At 36.2% G+C, this 20,015-nt stretch carries 17 protein-coding genes, 1 other RNA gene, 1 pseudogene and 1 other annotated feature (1 of these 20 only partly in view); of the genes and pseudogenes, 1 reads left to right on the top strand and 18 read right to left on the bottom strand.

Annotated elements, in window-relative coordinates; all coding sequences use genetic code 11:
* Positions 1-21 precede the first annotated feature (21 nt).
* From KGI01_RS04575 to KGI01_RS04555, 5 genes are read right to left on the bottom strand one after another with little or no spacing between them, the layout of a single operon-like run.
* A complete protein-coding gene (locus tag KGI01_RS04575) occupies positions 22-1,431 on the bottom strand; it encodes a phytoene desaturase family protein (protein ID WP_141273680.1) in 1,410 nt (469 codons plus the stop codon).
* Positions 1,428-2,513, bottom strand: a complete 1,086-nt coding sequence (locus KGI01_RS04570; protein ID WP_141273678.1) for a glycosyltransferase family 2 protein — start codon at positions 2,511-2,513, stop codon at positions 1,428-1,430. Before KGI01_RS04570 ends, KGI01_RS04575 begins: the two co-directional genes overlap by 4 nt.
* Entirely contained in the window at positions 2,507-3,115 is a 609-nt protein-coding gene (locus KGI01_RS04565; protein ID WP_141273676.1) for a 1-acyl-sn-glycerol-3-phosphate acyltransferase, read from the bottom strand. The genes KGI01_RS04570 and KGI01_RS04565 overlap by 7 nt, the downstream gene beginning before the upstream one ends.
* Positions 3,096-3,827, bottom strand: coding sequence for a carotenoid biosynthesis protein (locus tag KGI01_RS04560; protein WP_141273674.1), 732 nt, complete (start codon positions 3,825-3,827; stop codon positions 3,096-3,098). The genes KGI01_RS04565 and KGI01_RS04560 overlap by 20 nt, the downstream gene beginning before the upstream one ends.
* The gene (locus KGI01_RS04555) at positions 3,814-5,364 is read right to left on the bottom strand and encodes a phytoene desaturase family protein (protein WP_141273672.1); all 1,551 of its coding nucleotides are present in this window, start codon (positions 5,362-5,364) and stop codon (positions 3,814-3,816) included. The genes KGI01_RS04560 and KGI01_RS04555 overlap by 14 nt, the downstream gene beginning before the upstream one ends.
* A gap of 206 nt (positions 5,365-5,570) precedes the next feature.
* Here KGI01_RS04555 and KGI01_RS04550 point away from each other — a divergent pair, with 206 nt between their 5' ends.
* A complete protein-coding gene (locus KGI01_RS04550; RefSeq protein ID WP_170214728.1) occupies positions 5,571-6,461 on the top strand; it encodes a MerR family transcriptional regulator in 891 nt (296 codons plus the stop codon).
* 483 nt (positions 6,462-6,944) lie between these two features.
* Here the strand turns inward: KGI01_RS04550 and KGI01_RS04545 are convergent, their stop codons facing one another.
* The 13 genes and pseudogenes from KGI01_RS04545 to hisS all read right to left on the bottom strand — a co-directional run bounded on the left by KGI01_RS04545 (position 6,945) and on the right by hisS (position 19,846).
* Positions 6,945-7,709 carry a tRNA threonylcarbamoyladenosine dehydratase gene (locus KGI01_RS04545; RefSeq protein ID WP_141273668.1) on the bottom strand — a complete coding sequence of 255 codons (765 nt, stop codon included), beginning with the start codon at positions 7,707-7,709 and terminating at the stop codon, positions 6,945-6,947.
* 133 nt (positions 7,710-7,842) lie between these two features.
* Positions 7,843-8,538, bottom strand: a complete 696-nt coding sequence (locus tag KGI01_RS04540; RefSeq protein ID WP_218026239.1) for a glucosamine-6-phosphate deaminase — start codon at positions 8,536-8,538, stop codon at positions 7,843-7,845.
* A gap of 12 nt (positions 8,539-8,550) precedes the next feature.
* On the bottom strand, positions 8,551-8,772 hold the full coding sequence (locus KGI01_RS04535) for a hypothetical protein (RefSeq protein WP_141273666.1): 222 nt from the start codon (positions 8,770-8,772) through the stop codon (positions 8,551-8,553).
* A 635-nt stretch (positions 8,773-9,407) separates the two neighbouring features.
* A pseudogene (locus KGI01_RS04530) lies at positions 9,408-9,733 on the bottom strand (PTS sugar transporter subunit IIB).
* A 754-nt stretch (positions 9,734-10,487) separates the two neighbouring features.
* Positions 10,488-12,197, bottom strand: coding sequence for a phosphoenolpyruvate--protein phosphotransferase (gene ptsP, locus KGI01_RS04525; RefSeq protein ID WP_141273664.1), 1,710 nt, complete (start codon positions 12,195-12,197; stop codon positions 10,488-10,490).
* 1 nt (position 12,198) lies between these two features.
* A complete protein-coding gene (locus KGI01_RS04520; RefSeq protein WP_068452408.1) occupies positions 12,199-12,468 on the bottom strand; it encodes an HPr family phosphocarrier protein in 270 nt (89 codons plus the stop codon).
* Positions 12,469-12,621: 153 nt separating this feature from the next.
* Positions 12,622-13,056: an SIS domain-containing protein gene (locus KGI01_RS04515; RefSeq protein WP_141273661.1), complete on the bottom strand. Its 435-nt coding sequence runs from the start codon at positions 13,054-13,056 to the stop codon at positions 12,622-12,624.
* A gap of 4 nt (positions 13,057-13,060) precedes the next feature.
* Positions 13,061-13,783 (bottom strand): GntR family transcriptional regulator, encoded by a 723-nt coding sequence (locus KGI01_RS04510; protein WP_141273659.1) that lies wholly within the window; start codon positions 13,781-13,783, stop codon positions 13,061-13,063.
* A 69-nt stretch (positions 13,784-13,852) separates the two neighbouring features.
* On the bottom strand, positions 13,853-14,200 hold the full coding sequence (locus tag KGI01_RS04505; RefSeq protein ID WP_141273657.1) for an amidohydrolase family protein: 348 nt from the start codon (positions 14,198-14,200) through the stop codon (positions 13,853-13,855).
* A gap of 221 nt (positions 14,201-14,421) precedes the next feature.
* Positions 14,422-16,221: a hypothetical protein gene (locus KGI01_RS04500; RefSeq protein ID WP_141273656.1), complete on the bottom strand. Its 1,800-nt coding sequence runs from the start codon at positions 16,219-16,221 to the stop codon at positions 14,422-14,424.
* 89 nt (positions 16,222-16,310) lie between these two features.
* Positions 16,311-16,493: non-coding RNA, 6S RNA (gene ssrS / locus KGI01_RS04495), on the bottom strand.
* A 278-nt stretch (positions 16,494-16,771) separates the two neighbouring features.
* On the bottom strand, positions 16,772-18,559 hold the full coding sequence (gene aspS / locus KGI01_RS04490) for an aspartate--tRNA ligase (protein ID WP_141273654.1): 1,788 nt from the start codon (positions 18,557-18,559) through the stop codon (positions 16,772-16,774).
* Between the two features lie 15 nt (positions 18,560-18,574).
* Positions 18,575-19,846, bottom strand: a complete 1,272-nt coding sequence (gene hisS / locus KGI01_RS04485) for a histidine--tRNA ligase (RefSeq protein ID WP_141273652.1) — start codon at positions 19,844-19,846, stop codon at positions 18,575-18,577.
* Positions 19,847-19,921: 75 nt separating this feature from the next.
* Positions 19,922-20,015: a binding site (T-box leader), on the bottom strand; it runs 150 nt beyond the window's last position.

The raw sequence follows: 20,015 nt of genomic DNA, 5'->3' as shown, positions 1-20,015 counted from the left end.
TACGATATCCCACTTTATACATCATACTTCTTGTCGCTCCTGTATAATACGCTTCGCTACTTCATAGCCACCTTTTACAACAATCGGTGAACCACCACCTGGATGAACGGTTCCACCTACATAGTAAAGGTTATCTAGTTTCAAATCGTGGTTCGATGGTCTAAAGAAACTACCCTTCCATGTATTCGAAGCTTGTCCATAAATTGCTCCTTGTCTAACAGCAAATGTGTCCGCAATATAATGCGGTGGCAAAGCTTTTCTTTCAGCAATTTGTTCTTCTTTAATCCCCCATTTCTGAAGGGCATCATCCACTTGCTCTACTAAGCCATCTTGTGAGGCATAAAGATTTGCGGGGGCGTTAATCAAAACGAACAGCGCTGGTAATCGACTCGAATCAGATGCATATGGATAACAACCATAGACACTCGGCTTACGCGCATAATTTCCTTCCCGTAATGTCTTAAATTCAGCTACATAATCATTACTAAATAATACATTATGATGATGTAAATCAACCGGCTCTTTTAAAGCGATGAGTTCTACGTAAGCAGACGTTGAAAGTTCACGCTTCGGTATTTTTCGACCTAGTAAAGATTGCATGACATCATAATCCATATCACTCACAAAAATATCCGCTTCATAACGCCCTTTTTCTGTTTCGCAAAAGCGAATTGTATCGCCGTCCATCGCGAATTTCAAAACTGGTTCATTTACATGAAGTTTAACACCTTGTTCGCGTAATACACGTTCAAATGTAGCCGCAATATTCGGTGGCCCACCCTCTAAAAAATAAGTTCCTTCAACTAACTCAAAATACGCAATCATCGCAAATGTCGCAGGTGTTTCATATGGAGAAGAACCGATATACGTCGCAAAGCGATTGAATAACTGTCGAATTTTCTTATTAGGGAAATAGTGACCTAAAAATGCATCTAATGTTTGAAACGGACGTGCTGCCATTAAATTTTTCATTAATGAAGCCTTTGTATAATCTTTTACGTTAAAGAATGTTTTATTTAAAAAAGCTTTTTCACTTAGATGAAATAGACGTGTAATCTCTAAAATAAAAGCTGGATAATTTTCGGCACTCACAGGATCAATAAGCGCAATTTGACGCTGCATCTCTGCTACATCTGTTGTAAATGTGATGGTGGCATCTTTAAAGCGATGTGCAGTCGGTTGTTCTACTCGCTGAAATGGTAGCTCCTCTTTTGGCTGTACAAAAGGCGCTAGCACATCCCAAAAGTAACGTGGCATTGTAAGCGTGTTAGGACCAAAATCAAATGTATGCTCCCCCAGTTGAATCGATTGCATCTTGCCACCTAACCAACTATTTTTTTCGAAAATTTTCACATCATAATGCGTACTTAATGTGAGCGCAGTCGCTAAACCACCTAAACCGCCACCCACAACAATCGCTGTCGGCTTCATAATATACGTCCTTTCCAATAAGTATTTTTTTGTCTAGCTGTTCGAATCATTGTTGTAATGAGTAATACACAATAAACAATTGCACTAACAGGCATGAGCAACGTATAAATATTCAATTTTTCCGCAAGTAGATCACTAATTAAACGCATGAGTATAATACAAACGAGTGGCACGAAGAATACATATTCCGTCATAACTAGTCCGTAAATTGCCAAACCTACTGGACTGACAAAGTAAAGAAAATAGAATACGACTAAAAAAATGCCTGTTAGATAAGAATGATTAATTCCTCTAAAACAATTTTTTTGAAACCCTTGCCATGTTTCTTGGCGATTCGCATACATCGCGCAAAATACAAAGTCGGTAATATTATAGAGCATGGCTTTTTTATCATGATGCTTTAAAATGCGAAATAATGCCACATCCTCCACTACCGCATCTTTTACAGAAGCATGTCCACCAATTTCTTCATACACTTCTTTTCGAATCGCAATAAATGCACCACTTGCAGCTGTTGCCGCTACCATACGTTGATGATTTGCAAGTGCGATGGGTAGATGAAAATAAACAAAAAAATGAAGCAATGGCGTTAACAGACATTCCAACACATTGCTCGCTTTAAAACGCGGAAAACCCGTTAATGCATCAATCGGTTGTGTAAACATCGTTGCCACTGCTTCTAATGTTTTCTTTTGAAGTGTTACATCTGCATCAATCCAAAGGAGTACATCACCACTTGCTTCATCTGCTAATATTTGGCATGCACGTGGTTTACCACGCCATCCCTCTGGTAAAGCTTTTCCTCGAATCATGCGAAAGCGTGTATCTTCATGTAATCTCTCTTCGATTAACTGCGCTGTACGATCCGTTGAATCATCATCATATAAGATAAATTCTGCATTTTTATACGTTACATTTTTCAAACTCATCATTAATTTATGTACATGTGTTTCTTCGTTTCGAAGTGGCACTAACACACTTATTTTTGAATCATTATGTTGCGCTACTCGTAACTTCTTCAAAAATTGAATATTGAAAATCAGCCAAATAAGTCCGATTAAAAAAGGTATGGTTATTACCATAAGCGTACAAACCTTTCTTCTTCTTTTGCAATTACTTGTGCTTTTAAACAATCTAAATAATATGTCATACCTTCCTGAATCGATGTTCGCTTACTTGCCGGTTGATAATCCATCCGACAAGCTACTTCACCTTTTAAACCGTCTGTATATGAATAATAAATTGAAATATAAACGATGCCATGTTGAGGGAATTTACTTATTATTTTGTCCATACCTGATTGAATCGTCAAGGGTCGCTTTTCCTGATGTTCTTCTACACCTTGAGGAAAAAGTGCAATCGTATTCGTTTTAGCTAGTGCATACATCTGTTTGATTTCAGATACTTTAATCGGCTTTGAGATAGGAAAAGTTCCGATTCCTTTAAACAAAGGAAACTTTTTCAAGCCATCTGCACTCATACCTGCGACAATGTTTGAAGGCAAATAGCCTCGCTTGAATAATTCAAAAAGAACGAGGCTATCATAAAAACTACTATGATTGACAACGACCATACACGGTTTTTGAATCGTTGTCAGATTGACTTTCATCGTTTGAAACATTCTTCGCATCATGAAGCGCTGACCAATTTGAAAGAAAAATAAATTAGATTTTTTGCGAATCATTTGCAGCACCCCTTATAAATTGGAGTAGTAAAAAACCAATCACTCCAACGAAAAATGCTAAATATAGTTTGGATAAAATAGCAATCCATAAAAATAAAATAACGATTGTCCAAAAGACGACACGCATTTGTTTAATCATGTTGACGTTCGGCTCATTTTTACGCGTACGTGGTAATAATAATTGTAAAATAAAAGCAACGACGAACCAGCCAATAAAGTTACTCGCTGGTATTCCATAATACGCGCTATTGTCCTCCCAAATCCAGTACTCCTTTGCAACGAAAGCTACCGGATCAAGAATTAAGTCTAAAAGAACGACATAGAGAGCCGCAAAGAAAGCACGAGAAAAACGATGTTTTAGACGAATCGTTAAAGCATGCCCTGCCATAACCATAACAATCCATGCAAACCCTATGCCGATTGGAACACCGAATAATAATGGTGGAAAACGATCTGTATAATCATAATTACCAAAAAAGACATTAAAATAGGCACTTAATCCTTCCACACTGAACGTGACAATCCAAATAAAGATGGACATGAGTAAACCTTTTACATTCCCAAAAGCATGCATTGCATAGCGAACTGCAATTAAGCCAGCAAGAATTAAGAATACACTATTTGCCCACTCCAACCATGGTGGAATGAGGCTGAATCCAACGAGGATACAGCCAATTGTAAACCAAACTAGATATAGCCTATAAACTAGCATGACTCAATTCCGTAATACGATAATCTAATTCTTGTGGTAGCGGCTTGATTGGGAATGTTTTTTGTCCATCTCGCTCTAACATTAAGTTCGCTGTAATACGTGCGGATTCAATAATGATCGGTAGACCACTGCCTGGGTGCGTTCCGCCACCTACTAACCAGCAATTCTCGTATGGTGCAAAGTGATTGTGAGGTCGGAATGTCATCATTTGATTTAATTGGTGTCCAAGGTTAAATGTTGCACCTTTATACACATTCATTTTTTCTTCCCAATCGATTGGCGAATAGATTAATTCCTCTTCGATGTGTGAAGCTAAATCTGTTAGACCAAGACGTTCTTCAAGTGTTGCAATTAATAAATCACGGTATTGTTGCTTCACTTCATTCCATTCAATCTCACTGAAGTTATTTGGAACAGGTGCTAATACATACAATGTCGATTTACCAGCTGGTGCTAGCGTATCGTCTGTTACCACTGGATTTTGAACGTAGATTGACATATCTTTTGAAATCACTTTTGTACCAGAGATTTCTTCCATGTTTTTGCGATAATCTTCTGCAAATAGGATTGTATGATGTTGTAAATCATATTGTGTATCAATTCCTAGATACAACATGAATGTTGAACAAGAATATTGTTTTTTCTCGATTTTTTGTGGTGACCACTGACGTTTTTTCGGTACATTTAATAGCTTTGTTAAAGCATAACCGAAGTCCGCATTGATCACTACATCGTCACAATGAAGGAGTTGTCCATCCTCTAAACGGATACCTTCAATGCGCTTTTTATACTGTACAATTTCTTTAATTGGCGTATTTAAATGAATTTTCACACCTTGTTCTTCCAATACTTTCGCCATCGCTTTTGTTAACTGGTTTAAACCACCTTTTAAGTGATAAATTCCATAAGCTTGCTCGATGTACGAAAGGATTGAGAATGCACCAGGGCAATTCCATGGTGACATACCTAAATATTTCGATTGGAATGTGAATGCTAATTGTAATTGCTCATCATCAAAGTATTTACCTAGCTTATCCATTAAAGATTTACCAAACTCTAACTCTGGTAATGCTTTTAATGTTTCTGGGGCTAGAAGATCTGTCACACTATCCATCTTACGTTGTAATAATGGCGCAAGAGCTTCCAATTTTTTATGTGTCTCTTGTAAATAGCGTGTATAACCTTCTTCATTACCTGGGAAGGTTTTTGAGATTGTTTCAATCATTTGATCGTAATCCGAACTTACAGTAAAACGCTTGTCAGCATAAACTAACTCATAAAGAGGTGATAATGCGACTGGTTCTACATAATCTTCTAATGTACGACCTGTTAATTCAAAAATTTCACGTACTAAGTACATCATATTTAAAAAGGTTGGACCACGATCAAATGTGTATTCACCTAGCTGGATTGAACTTGTACGTCCACCCACAAAGTTTTCTTTTTCAAATACTTCTACATCATATCCTGCATGCGCTAATAACATGGCTGATGTTAGGCCTCCTGGACCTGCACCGACTACATAAATTTTTTTCATTTATATTTCCCCCTGTAAAGGATTAGTTAAGTGTAATTGTAACGTTTCTACATATCATTACTACTACATTAAATATACTGGTAAGCATAATTAAATCTATACCGTTAATTCATTTTTGTCAAACCTTATTTAACAAAAGGTTGGACAAAGTGATAAAAGCGTCTATAATGACTAGTACATACTTCATTGTGAGAGGAGTTGATTCTATGGATGATTTTTCTCAAAATTACTCTATATCTAGCGTTGAAGCGATTACTGGGATTAAAAAAGAAACATTGCGTAAATGGGAACAACGCTATGACTTTTTACATCCGACACGACTAGAGAATGGTTATCGTCAGTATTCACAGCAACAAGTAGAGTTTTTGTGTTTATTACAAAGTCAATTGCAACAAGGAATTTCATTAAAAAAGTCTGTTCAGTATGCAACTGAGCAAACTGAAAAAAGACCATCTACCCCTTCTCTTGTCGAACCTTTTCTTTACCAATTACTCGCCTACGGAGAAGAATGTGATGAAGAAGCTTTTTCCATCACATTACATCAAGCTCATCAAACACTTGGTTTGACCGTTTACTTGCAACAACTTATTCGACCTTTTTTACAAGAGGTCGGAAGGCGTTGGATGACGAAACAATGGTCCGAATATCAAGAAAAATTCGTATCTACAATTATTCAAAATCATCTTGTTGAAGTGAAACAACAAATCCCTGTTTCTAAAAATGCACCACTTGTGATTGGCGCTTGCTTACCATACGAAAACCACGAACTGCCTTTGCATATTCTACTATTACAAATTCTATTAAAAGGTTATCGCGTATTTTTAATTGGACGTTCACCAGCAGCAGGTACAATCGAGGACTTTGTAGATAAATTACACCCAACTGTTGTACTATTATCAGCTACAACTCATATACCGTTGGATCAGCCAAACTATTTATATGAATTGGATGAGTTCGCCAACAAGCGTCCAAAAATCACTTTTTTCTTAGGCGGTACAGGGGCTAATCAACTGATTGAAAGAAAACCTTTGACAACCATTACGATTACACATACGCTTGAACCGATTTGGATTGCATTAAAAAAGACTACTTCTTAAAAATCGAATCTTCTTAGAGGGTTCGATTTTTATTTACATTTTTTCTGCTTCGTATGTAGTGATGTAAAACTATTTTGTCCAACCTTTGCTCAAATAAGTGGTGTCATACAAAATAACGTATTATTCAATTATCTATTCGACTAACTTTCGCTCCACACGCACATTATCTCATTATTCTTACTCTTTAAAACGTACCACTTTTTAAATTCCTCTAGTCCTTAATTCAGTTATAAATAAAAAACAAAAGATATGTACATATTTTATATATACTTCTTAATTATACAAAAAAGATTGTTTTTTCATGTAATCATATTTCCAAAAACAATTCTTTTAATTCATTATGAATTTTTTTTACAAATATTAAAGACTCATATCGTTCAATTGTACCACTTATTTCCTTAAAAAGAATTTATTTCGTCTTATTTACAGTAAATCAAAAAAGTTTCCGACGATTTGAATTATTCGTCGAAAACTTTTTATAATTTATTGATTTTTTACTGTTGCAATATGAATCGGTGATAAAATGTCACGTACTACCCAACTTGCTGCAATCAAACCTACAGATGATGGAACGAATGCATTAGATGATGGTGGCATTTTCGCTTTACGAATAGCTGCATCTGGATTCCCAACTTCTCCTACAACATCTTGACGAATCACAATCGGGCTTTCATCTGAGAAAATAACAGGCACGCCCTTTTTAATTCCCTCTTTACGAAGTTTTGTACGAATGACTTTCGCCAGTGGATCCGTATGCGTTTTTGAAATATCAGCGATTTGGAATCGTGTTGGGTCCATCTTATTCGCTGCGCCCATGCTTGAGATGATTGGAATATCGCGCTTTAAGCACTCTTTCATAATATGAATCTTATACATTACTGTATCTGATGCATCAATAACATAATCTGGCTTGTAGCTGAAAAATTCTTCATATGTTTCTTCTGTATAAAACATGTGTAAATCATGTACTTCACAATCTGGGTTGATATCTGCGATACGTTCTTTCATGACTGCTGATTTTGAGCGTCCGATTGTTGACATATATGCGACTAACTGACGGTTAATATTTGTAATATCCACATCATCTTTATCCACTAAAATAATACGACCAATTCCAGAACGTGCGATGGCTTCTGCTGCGAATGAACCTACGCCACCTACACCTAGAATAGCGACTGTCTTATTTTTTAATAACTCAATACCTTCTGTACCCACTGCTAACTCATTACGAGAAAATTGATGTAACAAAATAACCCACTCCGATATGTTTTTTGTAAGTATTCCTACTTAATTACTCTGAAAAAAATATACAATGTAACGCACGTAATTGCAAGTAAAAATCCAAACAACTCGAACGTATAACGAATTGTTTGGATTCTTTTTAAATCGTTAAATCAGTTAAGACAATCACATTTGCATGATCTTGTAATGCTGTAACTGGAACATCGATTGTTTTTTCACCGTGAATAAATGCTTCAAGTGCAGCGCGTTTTTTTTCACCTACTGCAATCAGTACAATTTGTTTCGCACGAAGAATAGATGAAATCCCCATCGTAATCGCTTCTGTTGGTACTTCATCAACCGAATGGAAAAAGCGTGCATTTGCTTCACGTGTCGACTCTGTCAATGTTACAACATGTGTAGGCGCATTGAATGGCGTCCCCGGTTCATTAAAACCAATATGCCCATTCACTCCGATTCCCAATAGTTGAAAATCAAGTGTTGTTGCTTGCAATTTTTGTTCATACGCTTTAGCTTCTGCTTTTGCATCTTTAGCTTCACCATTTGGTAACATAGATTTTGCAAATGGCTTTTGATTAAATAAATGCTTTTTCATAAACGATACATAACTCTCAGGATGTGTTGCAGGTAAACCTACATACTCATCTAAATTAAAGCTTTCATATGTAGAAAAGTCTAAATCACTCGCACAAATTTTCTCATATAAAGGGATCATCGTTCCTCCAGTTGCCAAACCAAATGTTTTTGCGCCATTTTCTTTTGCTTCTTTAAAAAGCTCCATACCTCTTGTGTATAATTCATCTAAATTCGAAATTACTTCTAATTTGATTGACATAGTTTACTCCTTTTAATGTGTTTTTAACTCTTGCGAAAACTGTTGAAGGAATGTATAAGCGAGTGTATGTTCAATTCTTTGCAAAGCACCAATGACCGCACCTCCAACGGGCGAGACTTTTGGTGCAATAAAAATATAGGGTAATTGTTTTTTCGCAATAACAATTGACAATAACTCCTCATATAATTCAAAATTTGTAAAAATGCCACCCATTAGTACAACGGGAATAAACATTCCTTTTTGCCATTCTGTTTGTTTTTGACACCCTTGGACTGCCTCAATAAATTGAGCACAAGATGTCTCAATAATTTCTCTAACTATTGGACCTTTTTGAAGTGCAGCTTCTTCTACATATCGACTTAAGAAACAGTATATGTGCGTGGATGCTCTTGTGAATAAACACAATGCACTAATTCGGGCACATTTACAACACCACAATGTTTTAAAACTTTTGTTGTCAATATCGTTTCAGGTCCTCATCCGTCATATAATTTGACAATCGCTTTTAACGCTCGGACTCCTATGTCATAACCAACTACCCTCATCGTCAAACAAATAACCCCAACCGCTTGTACAAGTCGTTTGTTGATTGACACCTAAACCATATGTAGTTGTCCTCGTTCTTGCAATATGTACAATGCCTAGTTTTCGAAGTGTATCTGCATATAAAGCGATACACGCGTCACTCTCTATTATAATCGAAACTTCATCACCCTAAAACCTTTTGAAAATAGAATAGACACTTTTTCTAATCCCATTTCCATTACTCCAGCATGCCTAGCAAAATAACTTTTAACTAAATGAAAAACAACAGGATTTCTCTCTTGTAAAAAGTGGAAATTTAACTGTCAACTCTAACATGTGACGATTTAATTTTCACAAAGTTTCTTCATTAGATGAAGTGCTTGATTTAATACATTTTCACCGTTCATCATACCGTAGTCAGACATGCTAATAACATCTAGCGGAATACCTGTACCTGCTAACTTTTTATCGAAAGATGATTTTAAGTAACGTACTTGTGGTCCAAGTAACAGGACATCAATTGATTTGTTGTCCATTGTTTTTTCTCCTTCATTTTCTGCAATAGCAAAAATATCTGCCTCCATATTTTGTCTCTGTGTTGCTTTTTACACTTCGTTACGAGTAAATTTGTACTCATCCCTACTACGCATACCAACATAATCGTTTTCACTGTGCAAATCCCCTTTGAAATGTACACGTTTTCTTGATTTGAACATAGCATTTATTGGTATATACCACAACTTTTTTCACATTTTAACTATTAATTGCATTGGTACATTTAGATAAAATCATACTATCAAAGCTTTGAATTTAAGTGGTATAGTCCAATTTTCTCCTTATTTAAAATACTCATTGAAAAGGCAATTACTTTTCGGAAAGAGTTGATTTATTTCTGAAATAATCTCACCATCTACTTGTACACATTGGCGATAAAGAAGTTGTTCAATTGGGTCATAACCAGCAACTAAAGAAGCCAAATATTGGATTAAAATCGTCCATAAGCGTGTAGTAGGTTTTATTATTATTTCTCAACAGATCCTTTATGGATAGGAAAAACACCTTCATTCCAAAGTGCAAATGTACCCAGAACTTGTATATAAAAAGAAATATTTTTTTGGTAATGTCAGTTGTGTAAAAAAACATATACATCTACAATACGTAGCATCGTTTCTCGTTTTCGTTGTTGTTTAATTTGTGGTTTAGTAAATGACAACATAAATTTCTGTTCTATTGATACAACATCTCTTACTTTATCAATACTAGAGGCATGCGAAAAAACATAACGCTAAATTGCTTCTTCTACTGAATAGTAATCATGGACTGTAAAGTGTAAATTTCTATAAAAACCCCCCTCGATGTTTTAAAAAAAGCCATCCGAAAATAGCGATACAATTACCCTATTTTCAAGATAGCTTTTATTTAATTTATAATAAATTTTCAATTACATAATTTTCGATGCTAGCTGATGTCGTTAACGTTAAAATATGATCAATATGTTTTTTCATTTCAGCTTTTGATAATTTTGAAATTTGAGCACGTGCATGTAAGATAGATGAAGCACTCATCGAGAATTCATCTAAACCAAAACCAAGTAAGATTGGGATGGCAATCTCGTCTCCTGCCATTTCACCACACATGCCAACCCATTTACCATTTGCATGTGCAGCATCTATTACATTTTTAACTAAACGCAAGATTGCTGGATGGTAAGGTTGATATAAATAAGATACTTTTTCGTTCATACGATCAGCAGCTAATGTATATTGAATTAAATCGTTCGTACCAATCGATAAGAAGTCAGCCTCTTTTGCAAATAAATCTGCAATGACTGCAGCAGAAGGGATTTCTACCATCATGCCCACTTCAATATCATTTGACACTTCGAATCCCTCCTCAATTAATTCAGCCTTTACTTCCATCAAAAAGTTTTTAGCTGTACGGAATTCATCGAGCGTCGCAATCATTGGAAACATAATCTTTAAATCCCCATGAATACTTGCGCGTAATAATGCACGTAATTGCACACGGAATAATGAGCGTTCTTCTAAGCATAGACGAATTGCGCGGTATCCTAAGAATGGATTCATTTCCTCTGGAAGCGTTAAGTAACTCAGTTCCTTATCCCCACCTATATCAAGTGTACGAACTACTGTCTTACGCCCTTCCATTTTCTCAAGAACTGTTTTATATGCTATATACTGCTCTTCCTCGGACGGAAAATCATTACGGTCCATGTATAGAAATTCGGTTCTAAATAGACCTACACCATCTCCACCATTTGCTTTCACAACTTCCGCATCATCTGGTCGACCAATATTACCTGCAATCTCGACATGATGACCATCTCGATCTACACTCGGTTGATCAATATAAGCACGAAGCGCCGCTTGTTCTGCTTCAAAGGCTTCTTTCTTTTGCTCATATTCATTTACAACTTCTTGTGTCGGGTTGATGATTGCAATACCTGTTGAACCATCTAATACAACCATTTCATTATGTTCAACAGATGTAGTCGCAATTTTTGTACCAACAATCGCAGGTATTTCAAGCGTACGTGCCAAAATAGCGGAGTGCGATGTACGTCCACCATTATCTGTTATAAAACCTTTTACAAATTGTTTGTTCAATTGTGCTGTCATAGACGGTGTTAAATCATTCGCAATAATAATGACGTCCTCTGCAATGGTGGTTAAATCTGGTAAATCAACTTCAAGTAGCTTAGCGAGAATACGTTGTGAGACATCACGAATGTCGGCAGCACGCTCTTTCATATATTCATTATCCATTGATTCGAAAGTAGCTATAAATGTGGAAGCCACTTCATCTAGTGCAGCTTCAGCATTAATACCTTTATCAATTTTACTTTCTATTGCCATACGCATTTCTGGATCTTGTAAAACAAGTAGATGTGCAGAGAAAATTTCAGCATTTTCTTTTCCAAACTTTTTAATAGCGTGATTACGAATCAACTCTAACTCGATTTTTGCAAGATCGATTGCGCGCTGTAATCGTGCTTTTTCCTCTGAAAAATCTTTTATTTCGTACTTATCAAAAGTTAAGTTTGGTTCTACAAGGCAGTAGGCTTTAGCAACAGCAATACCATTTGAAACGCCAATTCCTTTAATCTCCAACATACTATACCTCTACTCCAATACCTTCTTCTAGAATTACTGCACCTGCTTTTTCTACCGCGGCTTCTTCATCACTACCATTTGCTGAAATCGTAATAATTCCATCTGCTGGAATTCCTAATGCCATAACACCCATAATTGATTTTAAATTTACTGAACGACCATCATATGTTAATTGAACATCAGATGAGAATGGTGTGACCGCTGATACTAATAGTGTACATGGACGCGCATGTAAGCCTTCTGAGCTTGTAATTTTATATTGTTTTTCCATTCTAAAAACCTCCATTTAATTAAAAGTTAATACGGTGTTCATATTGCTTCATATAAAATGCATTTGTATTTCCTTGTTGTTCAACATTATTACTTACAAAAATAAGAAACCTCTTCTTCATCATGAAGTCATTGCACAACGCGTACAATGACTTCATTTAACGAGGTAATACCTACAAGAGTTGATACTGGACCATAACGCAAACCGTTTTGCTCCTAAATCTATCTCAATCGGTACAGCATTTTTCCCACGCTTTGAAATAACAATAAGTACATCATGGGATTGAAATTCAAAATGCGGCCAATATTCTTCGATGCGCGAAAGGTCCTTTTCATTTTCTGAAGATATTGCCGCACCTTTATGCAACATGAGTAGTTCAATACATACAGCATTAGATGGTGCTAAACCACCTGCTCGGTAATAAGCCCCTTGAGCAATTAATTGCGAATGACCACAACCGAACAATTGTAAAATGCCACCTTGTTCAATAGACTGATAAATTATATTTGCAGCTTGTTCGATTGCTTGTTGCTCTTGTTCTTCTAGTCCTTGAAGAAGATTCGCCCCTTTTTGCAAATAGATGTTCATTCTTTCATCTCTGAATTTCACTAATAAATTTATAGCGATCTGCTCGATAAGAAGAACGCACTAATTCAGCCGGTCTTCCATCCGTTAAATAACTAATACGTTTGATCATTAATACAACCGCAGATGGATCAATTTGAAGATACTTACTGTCCTCTTTTGCTACAATAGAAGCTTCCATTTGTTGAATAGCGTTCCCAATTTTCAAACCATATGTATCTTCTACTAAGCGATAGAGTGAACCATTAAATGATTCTTCTGTTAAATTAGGTAAAGCTCTAACTGGGATATAGGTGCGTTCAATCGCCATTGGCTGCTCATCCGCATTACGAATTCGCACGATGAAATACACTTCTTCACCTTCTTCTAATAGTAAGCCTCTTGCTATATCAAATGGTGGTGGTTGTTTTTCAAACTTAATTAATTTATTACTTGGCACTAAACCTCTCGCACGCATATCTTCTGTAAAACTAGTCAAAGCATTTAAAGGCTGTTCTAATTTCGGCTTTGATACAAAAGTGCCTCGCCCTTTTTCACGATACAATGAGCCATTTAATACGAGGTTTGTAATCGCTTGTCGTACTGTCATACGACTTACACCAAAAATCACAGATAATTCTCTTTCTGAAGTAATTGGCTCTCCTACTATATATTCCCCCCAATCGATACGTCTTTTTAGCTCTTCTTCAATTTGGATATAGATTGGAATATGTGAACTTTTATTTACCAAAATACATCATCCTTTACATTTTGTGCGCTTCAAAGACAACCTTACTTTTTTTAATAGTCTTTTGTACAATCAAGTCTTGTCTAGCAAGACAAAATCTGCATCCGCACCTACACGAATTTCTCCTTTATTCGTTTCATTCAATTGTTGTACTGCATTCGCTGAAGACATCGCTACAAGTTCTTCCATTGTACAATTTGTTAATTGCTTCATATATTTAAGAGCTGCATCTATGGTGAGCACACTACCTGCTAAAGTCGCGGCGCCTGCACCGTCAACAGCTAATCCCGTCGCATTACCTGCAGCTAACATAATAACAGCTACATACTGTACCCATGCAATGTCGATATCTCCTAACATATCATCCGAACCGAATCGTACTAGTATTACAACAGCTGGTAATGTCGCATTCAGAAACATTAAAGACTTACCAATTTTTTATAAAAAGCTAACATGTTTATCCCGCTCCTTTGTTAAAACTTTCTTTTGGGTAGAGTTGTCTATACCACTTATAAAGTGTTTTCACAAGCTTGAAAACTCATTTATATAATTCTTCTTTCCCCTTTTATAATTGGTATGAAACAAAAAAACAGATTATCGTTGCTAAAATAGCTTTTTTTGATAACCTGTCTAGTTAAAAATTATTTTTGAATTTTTTGTAAAAGCGGGTGAATAATGAAGTGAATCATCTTCGCTTCATTCGGATCACCTTTTGCACAAAATTGATGTGTTGGGAAGGAGTAGGGTTCCATCTGCATCTCAATATACTTTTGAACAAATGGATTTGCTTGAATTGCTTGCATTGCGTAATCTCCCTCATCTAATTGGTACGCTAGCATGAAAACCCATGTTAACCATCTAAACAAAGCCGTGTCTTCAATGACTGTTTGTAATAAATCTTCTAAAATTTTTGGTTGATCAATTAAAAAGTGTAAGCACGCATAAAAATAATACAACATCGTATGCTGTCTTAACTCGTTGAATGGAATGTCTGACAAAATGGCTAACGCTTCTTCAAAACGTCCTTGTTGATATAATAATGTAATTTTGAGTAAATAAATTCGATTGCGGTTCAACAATGTAATGGGATAGTCTTGCAAAATAGCTAAACGTTCATCAGCTGTCTCGTATTCCGATAAAATAATTTGAGCATCATGATTAGTTGGATCACAATTTAATGCTAAACGTGCTAGTTCATATCTCTTACGTTCGCCATCTTCTAAAAAAGCTTCATATGCATATTTTTGTGCTTTTTCATGTTTTTTAATTGGTTTATATGGAATATGTTCAAGCTTTTTTTCCATACGTTTTTCATCTAAATCATTTGTAAAAATCATTTTTTCTAAATGTTTATCCATTTGCCATTGTTTAAATTCATCCATTGTTGCGTCTGTACCAACAAAATAAATAGCTTGTCGAATTTTATCAAACATAAAAACATCAAAATCTTGTTCAAAATACATCGAAATTTTCTTACTATAACGTGCAATTGTACTTGGTGATACATCAAAAATCGTACCGAGTCTTTTTTGCGTGATGACACGTGGAATAAAGTCGTAACGCATACCAAAATCAAGAACTGCTGCAATTAATGCCTGTTTTTTTCGCACATGTTCAATACGCTTTTCTTCCATGAGATAGTTGAAAAATAGACATGTCAAACGATCACTCTTTACATCTAAATCAAGAAATAACATGTCTAAATTAACAATAAGCTGAAGTGCTTCAACATTCATTTCTTTTTTATCTGGTTGCAATACTGGGTTTTCTGTAATCAAGTCTAATAGACAATCCAATAAACTTTCTTTAAAAAAAGCTTCTAATTCTTCATGCTTTGATTGTTCGAAGCGATGGAACCAACTATCTAACAAAATCTCTTGAGAAGCTTCTAAAATAATAGCACTACTTAGTAGTCCATAAAAACGCTCATTTACACCTGGTACGATATGCCCTAAAATCACATTACCTTCTACTTGATCTTCCAAATCAACATCGGCTAAATAGATACATTCACCTGTCCAAATATGTTCGGCAATCACATAGTCTTCATAGAAAGACTTCATTCGACCAACAAAATAATAAGGTGTTTGCCAACTAGATAAAATGACATGTGTTTTTGGTTGGACAATTGCTTTCATCTGCTCGATTAGATGATACCCCCACTCCAAACGATTCTCAGTAAAGAAATAAAGATCCGTCAATAAATGTTGGAGTGTGGCAGAATCCATTTGCTCTTTAAAACATTGAAGACGCTCTATACCAACCCACTGTCGAAGCACAATCAGTTCTTCTTCAGTTGGATGTTCAGATAGAAAAGTTTGAACAACTCGACCTTTAATCGCTGTCCAATGTTTTTCAAGTGTATTATTTTTTTTAACGAAACAACACATACTCGCTTTCTTGCCACTCTGACAAGGACATAGTAATTCTTCGTATGCCACGTAAGTCACATCCTCCCATTTATTCAATATAAATAAAAAAACTCTGATTCAATATGGAATCAGAGTTTTGAAATGTGTCAACATTAGATACAAATCCCGATTGTGCCGTCCATTAATGCATCGTTTGAACCCGCTCTCCGCAGGTGGGTGTTCGCACTCTAGAAAAATCATGTTCTCCGAAAAGACATACCTTTTCCTAAAGAATATAAAACTCCCTTATCATTAGTGTTCGGTTAAAACTGATGTATGTGTGACGAACACATCAGGATTTGTATTACAGATAACATAACATAAGCAATCTGTATATTTCAAATCATAAGCATCTTCTATCTGTTCCATTTTATTCCTTTATTATATCACTATAAGTACTAAAGGGAAATAATTCCTTTTAAAAACTCAAAATAAATTCATACTTCAACTGTAGTTATTTATTTCTCTGTTTTATGTCTTTAAAACAATATTGTATATACTTTAGTAAGTGGTTAACAGTCTAACATTTTAAAAAAGAACTTTGGCATGAATTCATACCAAAGTTCTTTATATATATTAATTAATCTTCGTCTGCTAATGTTTTAACACGAATGTGTAATTCATCTAATTGTGCAGTCGATACATCAGAAGGTGCATCTGTTAATAAGCAGCTTGCTGATGCAGTTTTAGGGAATGCAATTGTGTCACGTAAGTTATCGCGACCTGCAAGTAGCATGATGAAACGGTCAAGACCGAATGCTACACCACCATGTGGCGGTACGCCGAATTCAAAGGCATCCATTAAGAAACCGAATTGTTCTTGTGCTTGTTCTTCTGTGAAGCCAAGTAATTTGAACATTTTTTCTTGTAATTCTTTTTCGTAAATACGTAATGAACCCCCGCCAAGCTCGTAACCATTTAATACGATATCGTATGCTTGTGCGCGAACTTTACTTGGATCTGTATCCATTAATTCTAAATCTTCATCGAATGGACGAGTGAATGGGTGATGTGCTGCTGTGTAGCGGCCTGCTTCTTCATCATACTCAAGTAATGGCCAATCTGTAATCCATAGGAATGCAAATTTAGACTCATCGATTAACTCTAAATCTTTACCTAATTTTTTACGAAGTGCGCCTAGAGCATCAGCTACGATTGCTGGCTTATCTGCTACGAATACTAATGTATCGCCAGGTTCTGCACCCATACGTTCCATTAATTTTACGCCGTAATCGTCTTGGAAAAACTTACCGATTGGACCTGTTAAGCCTTCAACACCTGTTTCTGTCACTTTAATCCATGCAAGACCTTTTGCACCGTAACGACCAACGAATTTTGTTAATTCATCCAAGTCTTTACGAGAGTATTTGTCGTTTGCACCTTTGATATTTAAACCTTTTACTTGTTTACCATCTGCAACAGTTTGTGCGAATACTTTGAAACCACAACCATCTACAACATCGGATAACTCAATTAATTCTAAACCAAAACGAACATCTGGCTTATCTGAACCGTAACGTGCCATTGCTTCATCGTATTTCATACGTTGGAATGGACGTGGGATGTCGATGCCTTTTACTTCTTTCATTACTTTTTGAATTAAACGCTCATTGATTTCTAAGATTTGCTCTTGATCTAAGAAGCTCATCTCCATATCGATTTGCGTGAATTCTGGTTGACGGTCTGCACGTAAGTCTTCATCACGGAAGCAGCGTGCGATTTGGAAGTAACGCTCGAAACCTGACACCATTAATAATTGCTTAAATAATTGTGGTGATTGTGGTAAAGCATAGAACTCACCATCATGTACACGTGAAGGTACAAGATAGTCACGCGCGCCTTCTGGTGTTGATTTTGTTAAGATTGGTGTTTCAACTTCTAGGAAACCTTCGTCTTGTAAGAAGTTACGTACCACTTTTGTTACGTCTGAACGTAGTTTGAATGTGTTATACATCACTGGACGACGTAAATCTAAGTAACGGTATTTTAAACGTAAATCTTCATTTACTTGAATACGATCTTCGATTTGGAATGGTGGTGTTTTTGCTTTGTTGATTAATGTTACACGGTCAACATATACTTCAATCGCACCAGTGTCTAAGTTCGGGTTCACCATTTCTGGTGTACGTGCGCGCACTTCACCTTCTACTTCGATGACATATTCACTACGGAATGAATCAGCAAGCTCTAGTGCTTCTTGTGAGTTTTCTGGTGTGAATACAACCTGTGTTAAACCTGTACGGTCACGTAAGTCGATGAAGATTAATCCACCGAAGTCACGACGATATTGTACCCAACCTTTTAATACAACGCGTTCGCCTACGTTTTCTGCACGTAGTACGCCACATTCATGTGTTCTTGTAGCCATTATTTTATCCCCCAATTATTGTTTATGTGTTAATAAGTAATTGACAACATCATGGAATGGTACTTTTTCTTGGTCACCTGTTTCCATGTTTTTAATGTTGACAGCTTGTTCTTCTAATTCAGAACTTCCTAAAACCATCACATATTTTGCTTCAAGACGATTCGCTGCTTTCATTTGTGCTTTCATCTTACGACCTGCATAGTCGATATCTGCTGAAATACCACGCGCGCGGAATGAACTTGCAAATTCAACTGCTTTTAGTTTCGCTGCATCGTCCATTGTTACAATATATAAATCAAGTGCGTCTTCTATATCAAGCGTTACGTTCTCGGCTTCTAAAGCAAGTAATAAACGTTCAATACTCATCGCAAAACCGATACCTGGTGATTCAGGTCCACCAATTTCCTCAACTAAACCGTTGTAACGACCACCACCACAAAGTGTTGTAATCGCACCGAAGCCTTCTGCTGTACTCATAATTTCAAATGTTGTGTGATTATAATAATCTAATCCGCGCACTAAATTTGGATCAACAACATAGTCAATACCAAGTGCATCTAAGTACATTTTCACTTGTTCAAAATATGTGGCAGATTCTTCATTTAAATAATCTGTTAGTTTAGGAGCTGAAGCAGTTAGTGGATTCCCTGCATCTACTTTACAGTCTAAAATGCGTAGTGGATTTTGCTCTAAACGTTTTTGACAATCTGAACAGAATTCTCCAATATGTGGTGCAAAGTGATCAATTAATGCTTGGCGATGCGCTTGACGTACTTCTTGATCTCCAAGTGAATTAATGACTAATTTTAAATGCTTTAATCCCGATTCTTGATAGACACGCATCGCTAATTCGATAACTTCCGCATCAATTGCCGGGTCTTTTGAGCCAATCGCCTCTACACCAAATTGAACGAACTGACGATAACGACCCTTTTGTGAACGTTCATAACGGAACATTGGTCCTAAATAAGATACTTTAACAGGTTGGTCAGGATTACCAAACATCTTGTGTTCCACATATGCACGTGAAATCGATGCAGTTCCTTCAGGACGTAACGTCATTGAACGACCACCACGATCTTCGAATGTGTACATTTCTTTTTGCACGATATCTGTTGAATCACCCACACCACGTTGGAATAATTCTGTTGATTCAAACATCGGTGTACGAATTTCTGGATAACGATAGACATTTGTTAAATGACGCATAACACCTTCTACTTTTTGCCATTTTTCCACTTCACCTGGAAGTATATCTTGTGTTCCTCTTGGTACTTTAAAACTCATACGATTTAACTCCTTTCACTTCATTTTGCCTGAATGATTGTGCGCAATATAAAAAGCTCTCGCCTCTTGCATTACGCAAGGGACGAGAGCTGTATAAGCTTCCGCGGTTCCACCCTAGTTGATTTATACAAACTCATATAAATCCTCTCAAATTCGGATAACGGCCGAC

It is taken from the genome of Kurthia gibsonii, assembly GCF_006539985.1.
GTDB classification, from domain to species: Bacteria; Bacillota; Bacilli; order Bacillales_A; family Planococcaceae; genus Kurthia; species Kurthia gibsonii.
This window is presented reverse-complemented; position numbering and strand designations above follow the sequence as displayed.

Excerpts from the sequence above, each read along its gene's own strand:
- KGI01_RS04575 (WP_141273680.1), bottom strand. The coding sequence starts at position 1,431 with ATGAAGCCGACAGCGATTGTTGTGGGTGGCGGTTTAGGTGGTTTAGCG.
- KGI01_RS04570 (WP_141273678.1), bottom strand. The coding sequence starts at position 2,513 with ATGGTAATAACCATACCTTTTTTAATCGGACTTATTTGGCTGATTTTC.
- KGI01_RS04565 (WP_141273676.1), bottom strand. The coding sequence starts at position 3,115 with ATGATTCGCAAAAAATCTAATTTATTTTTCTTTCAAATTGGTCAGCGC.
- KGI01_RS04560 (WP_141273674.1), bottom strand. The coding sequence starts at position 3,827 with ATGCTAGTTTATAGGCTATATCTAGTTTGGTTTACAATTGGCTGTATC.
- KGI01_RS04555 (WP_141273672.1), bottom strand. The coding sequence starts at position 5,364 with ATGAAAAAAATTTATGTAGTCGGTGCAGGTCCAGGAGGCCTAACATCA.
- KGI01_RS04550 (WP_170214728.1), top strand. The coding sequence starts at position 5,571 with ATGGATGATTTTTCTCAAAATTACTCTATATCTAGCGTTGAAGCGATT.
- KGI01_RS04540 (WP_218026239.1), bottom strand. The coding sequence starts at position 8,538 with ATGTCAATCAAATTAGAAGTAATTTCGAATTTAGATGAATTATACACA.
- KGI01_RS04535 (WP_141273666.1), bottom strand. The coding sequence starts at position 8,772 with ATGTTTATTCCCGTTGTACTAATGGGTGGCATTTTTACAAATTTTGAA.
- ptsP (WP_141273664.1), bottom strand. The coding sequence starts at position 12,197 with ATGTTGGAGATTAAAGGAATTGGCGTTTCAAATGGTATTGCTGTTGCT.
- KGI01_RS04520 (WP_068452408.1), bottom strand. The coding sequence starts at position 12,468 with ATGGAAAAACAATATAAAATTACAAGCTCAGAAGGCTTACATGCGCGT.
- KGI01_RS04515 (WP_141273661.1), bottom strand. The coding sequence starts at position 13,056 with ATGAACATCTATTTGCAAAAAGGGGCGAATCTTCTTCAAGGACTAGAA.
- KGI01_RS04505 (WP_141273657.1), bottom strand. The coding sequence starts at position 14,200 with ATGTTTCTGAATGCGACATTACCAGCTGTTGTAATACTAGTACGATTC.
- aspS (WP_141273654.1), bottom strand. The coding sequence starts at position 18,559 with ATGGCTACAAGAACACATGAATGTGGCGTACTACGTGCAGAAAACGTA.
- hisS (WP_141273652.1), bottom strand. The coding sequence starts at position 19,846 with ATGAGTTTTAAAGTACCAAGAGGAACACAAGATATACTTCCAGGTGAA.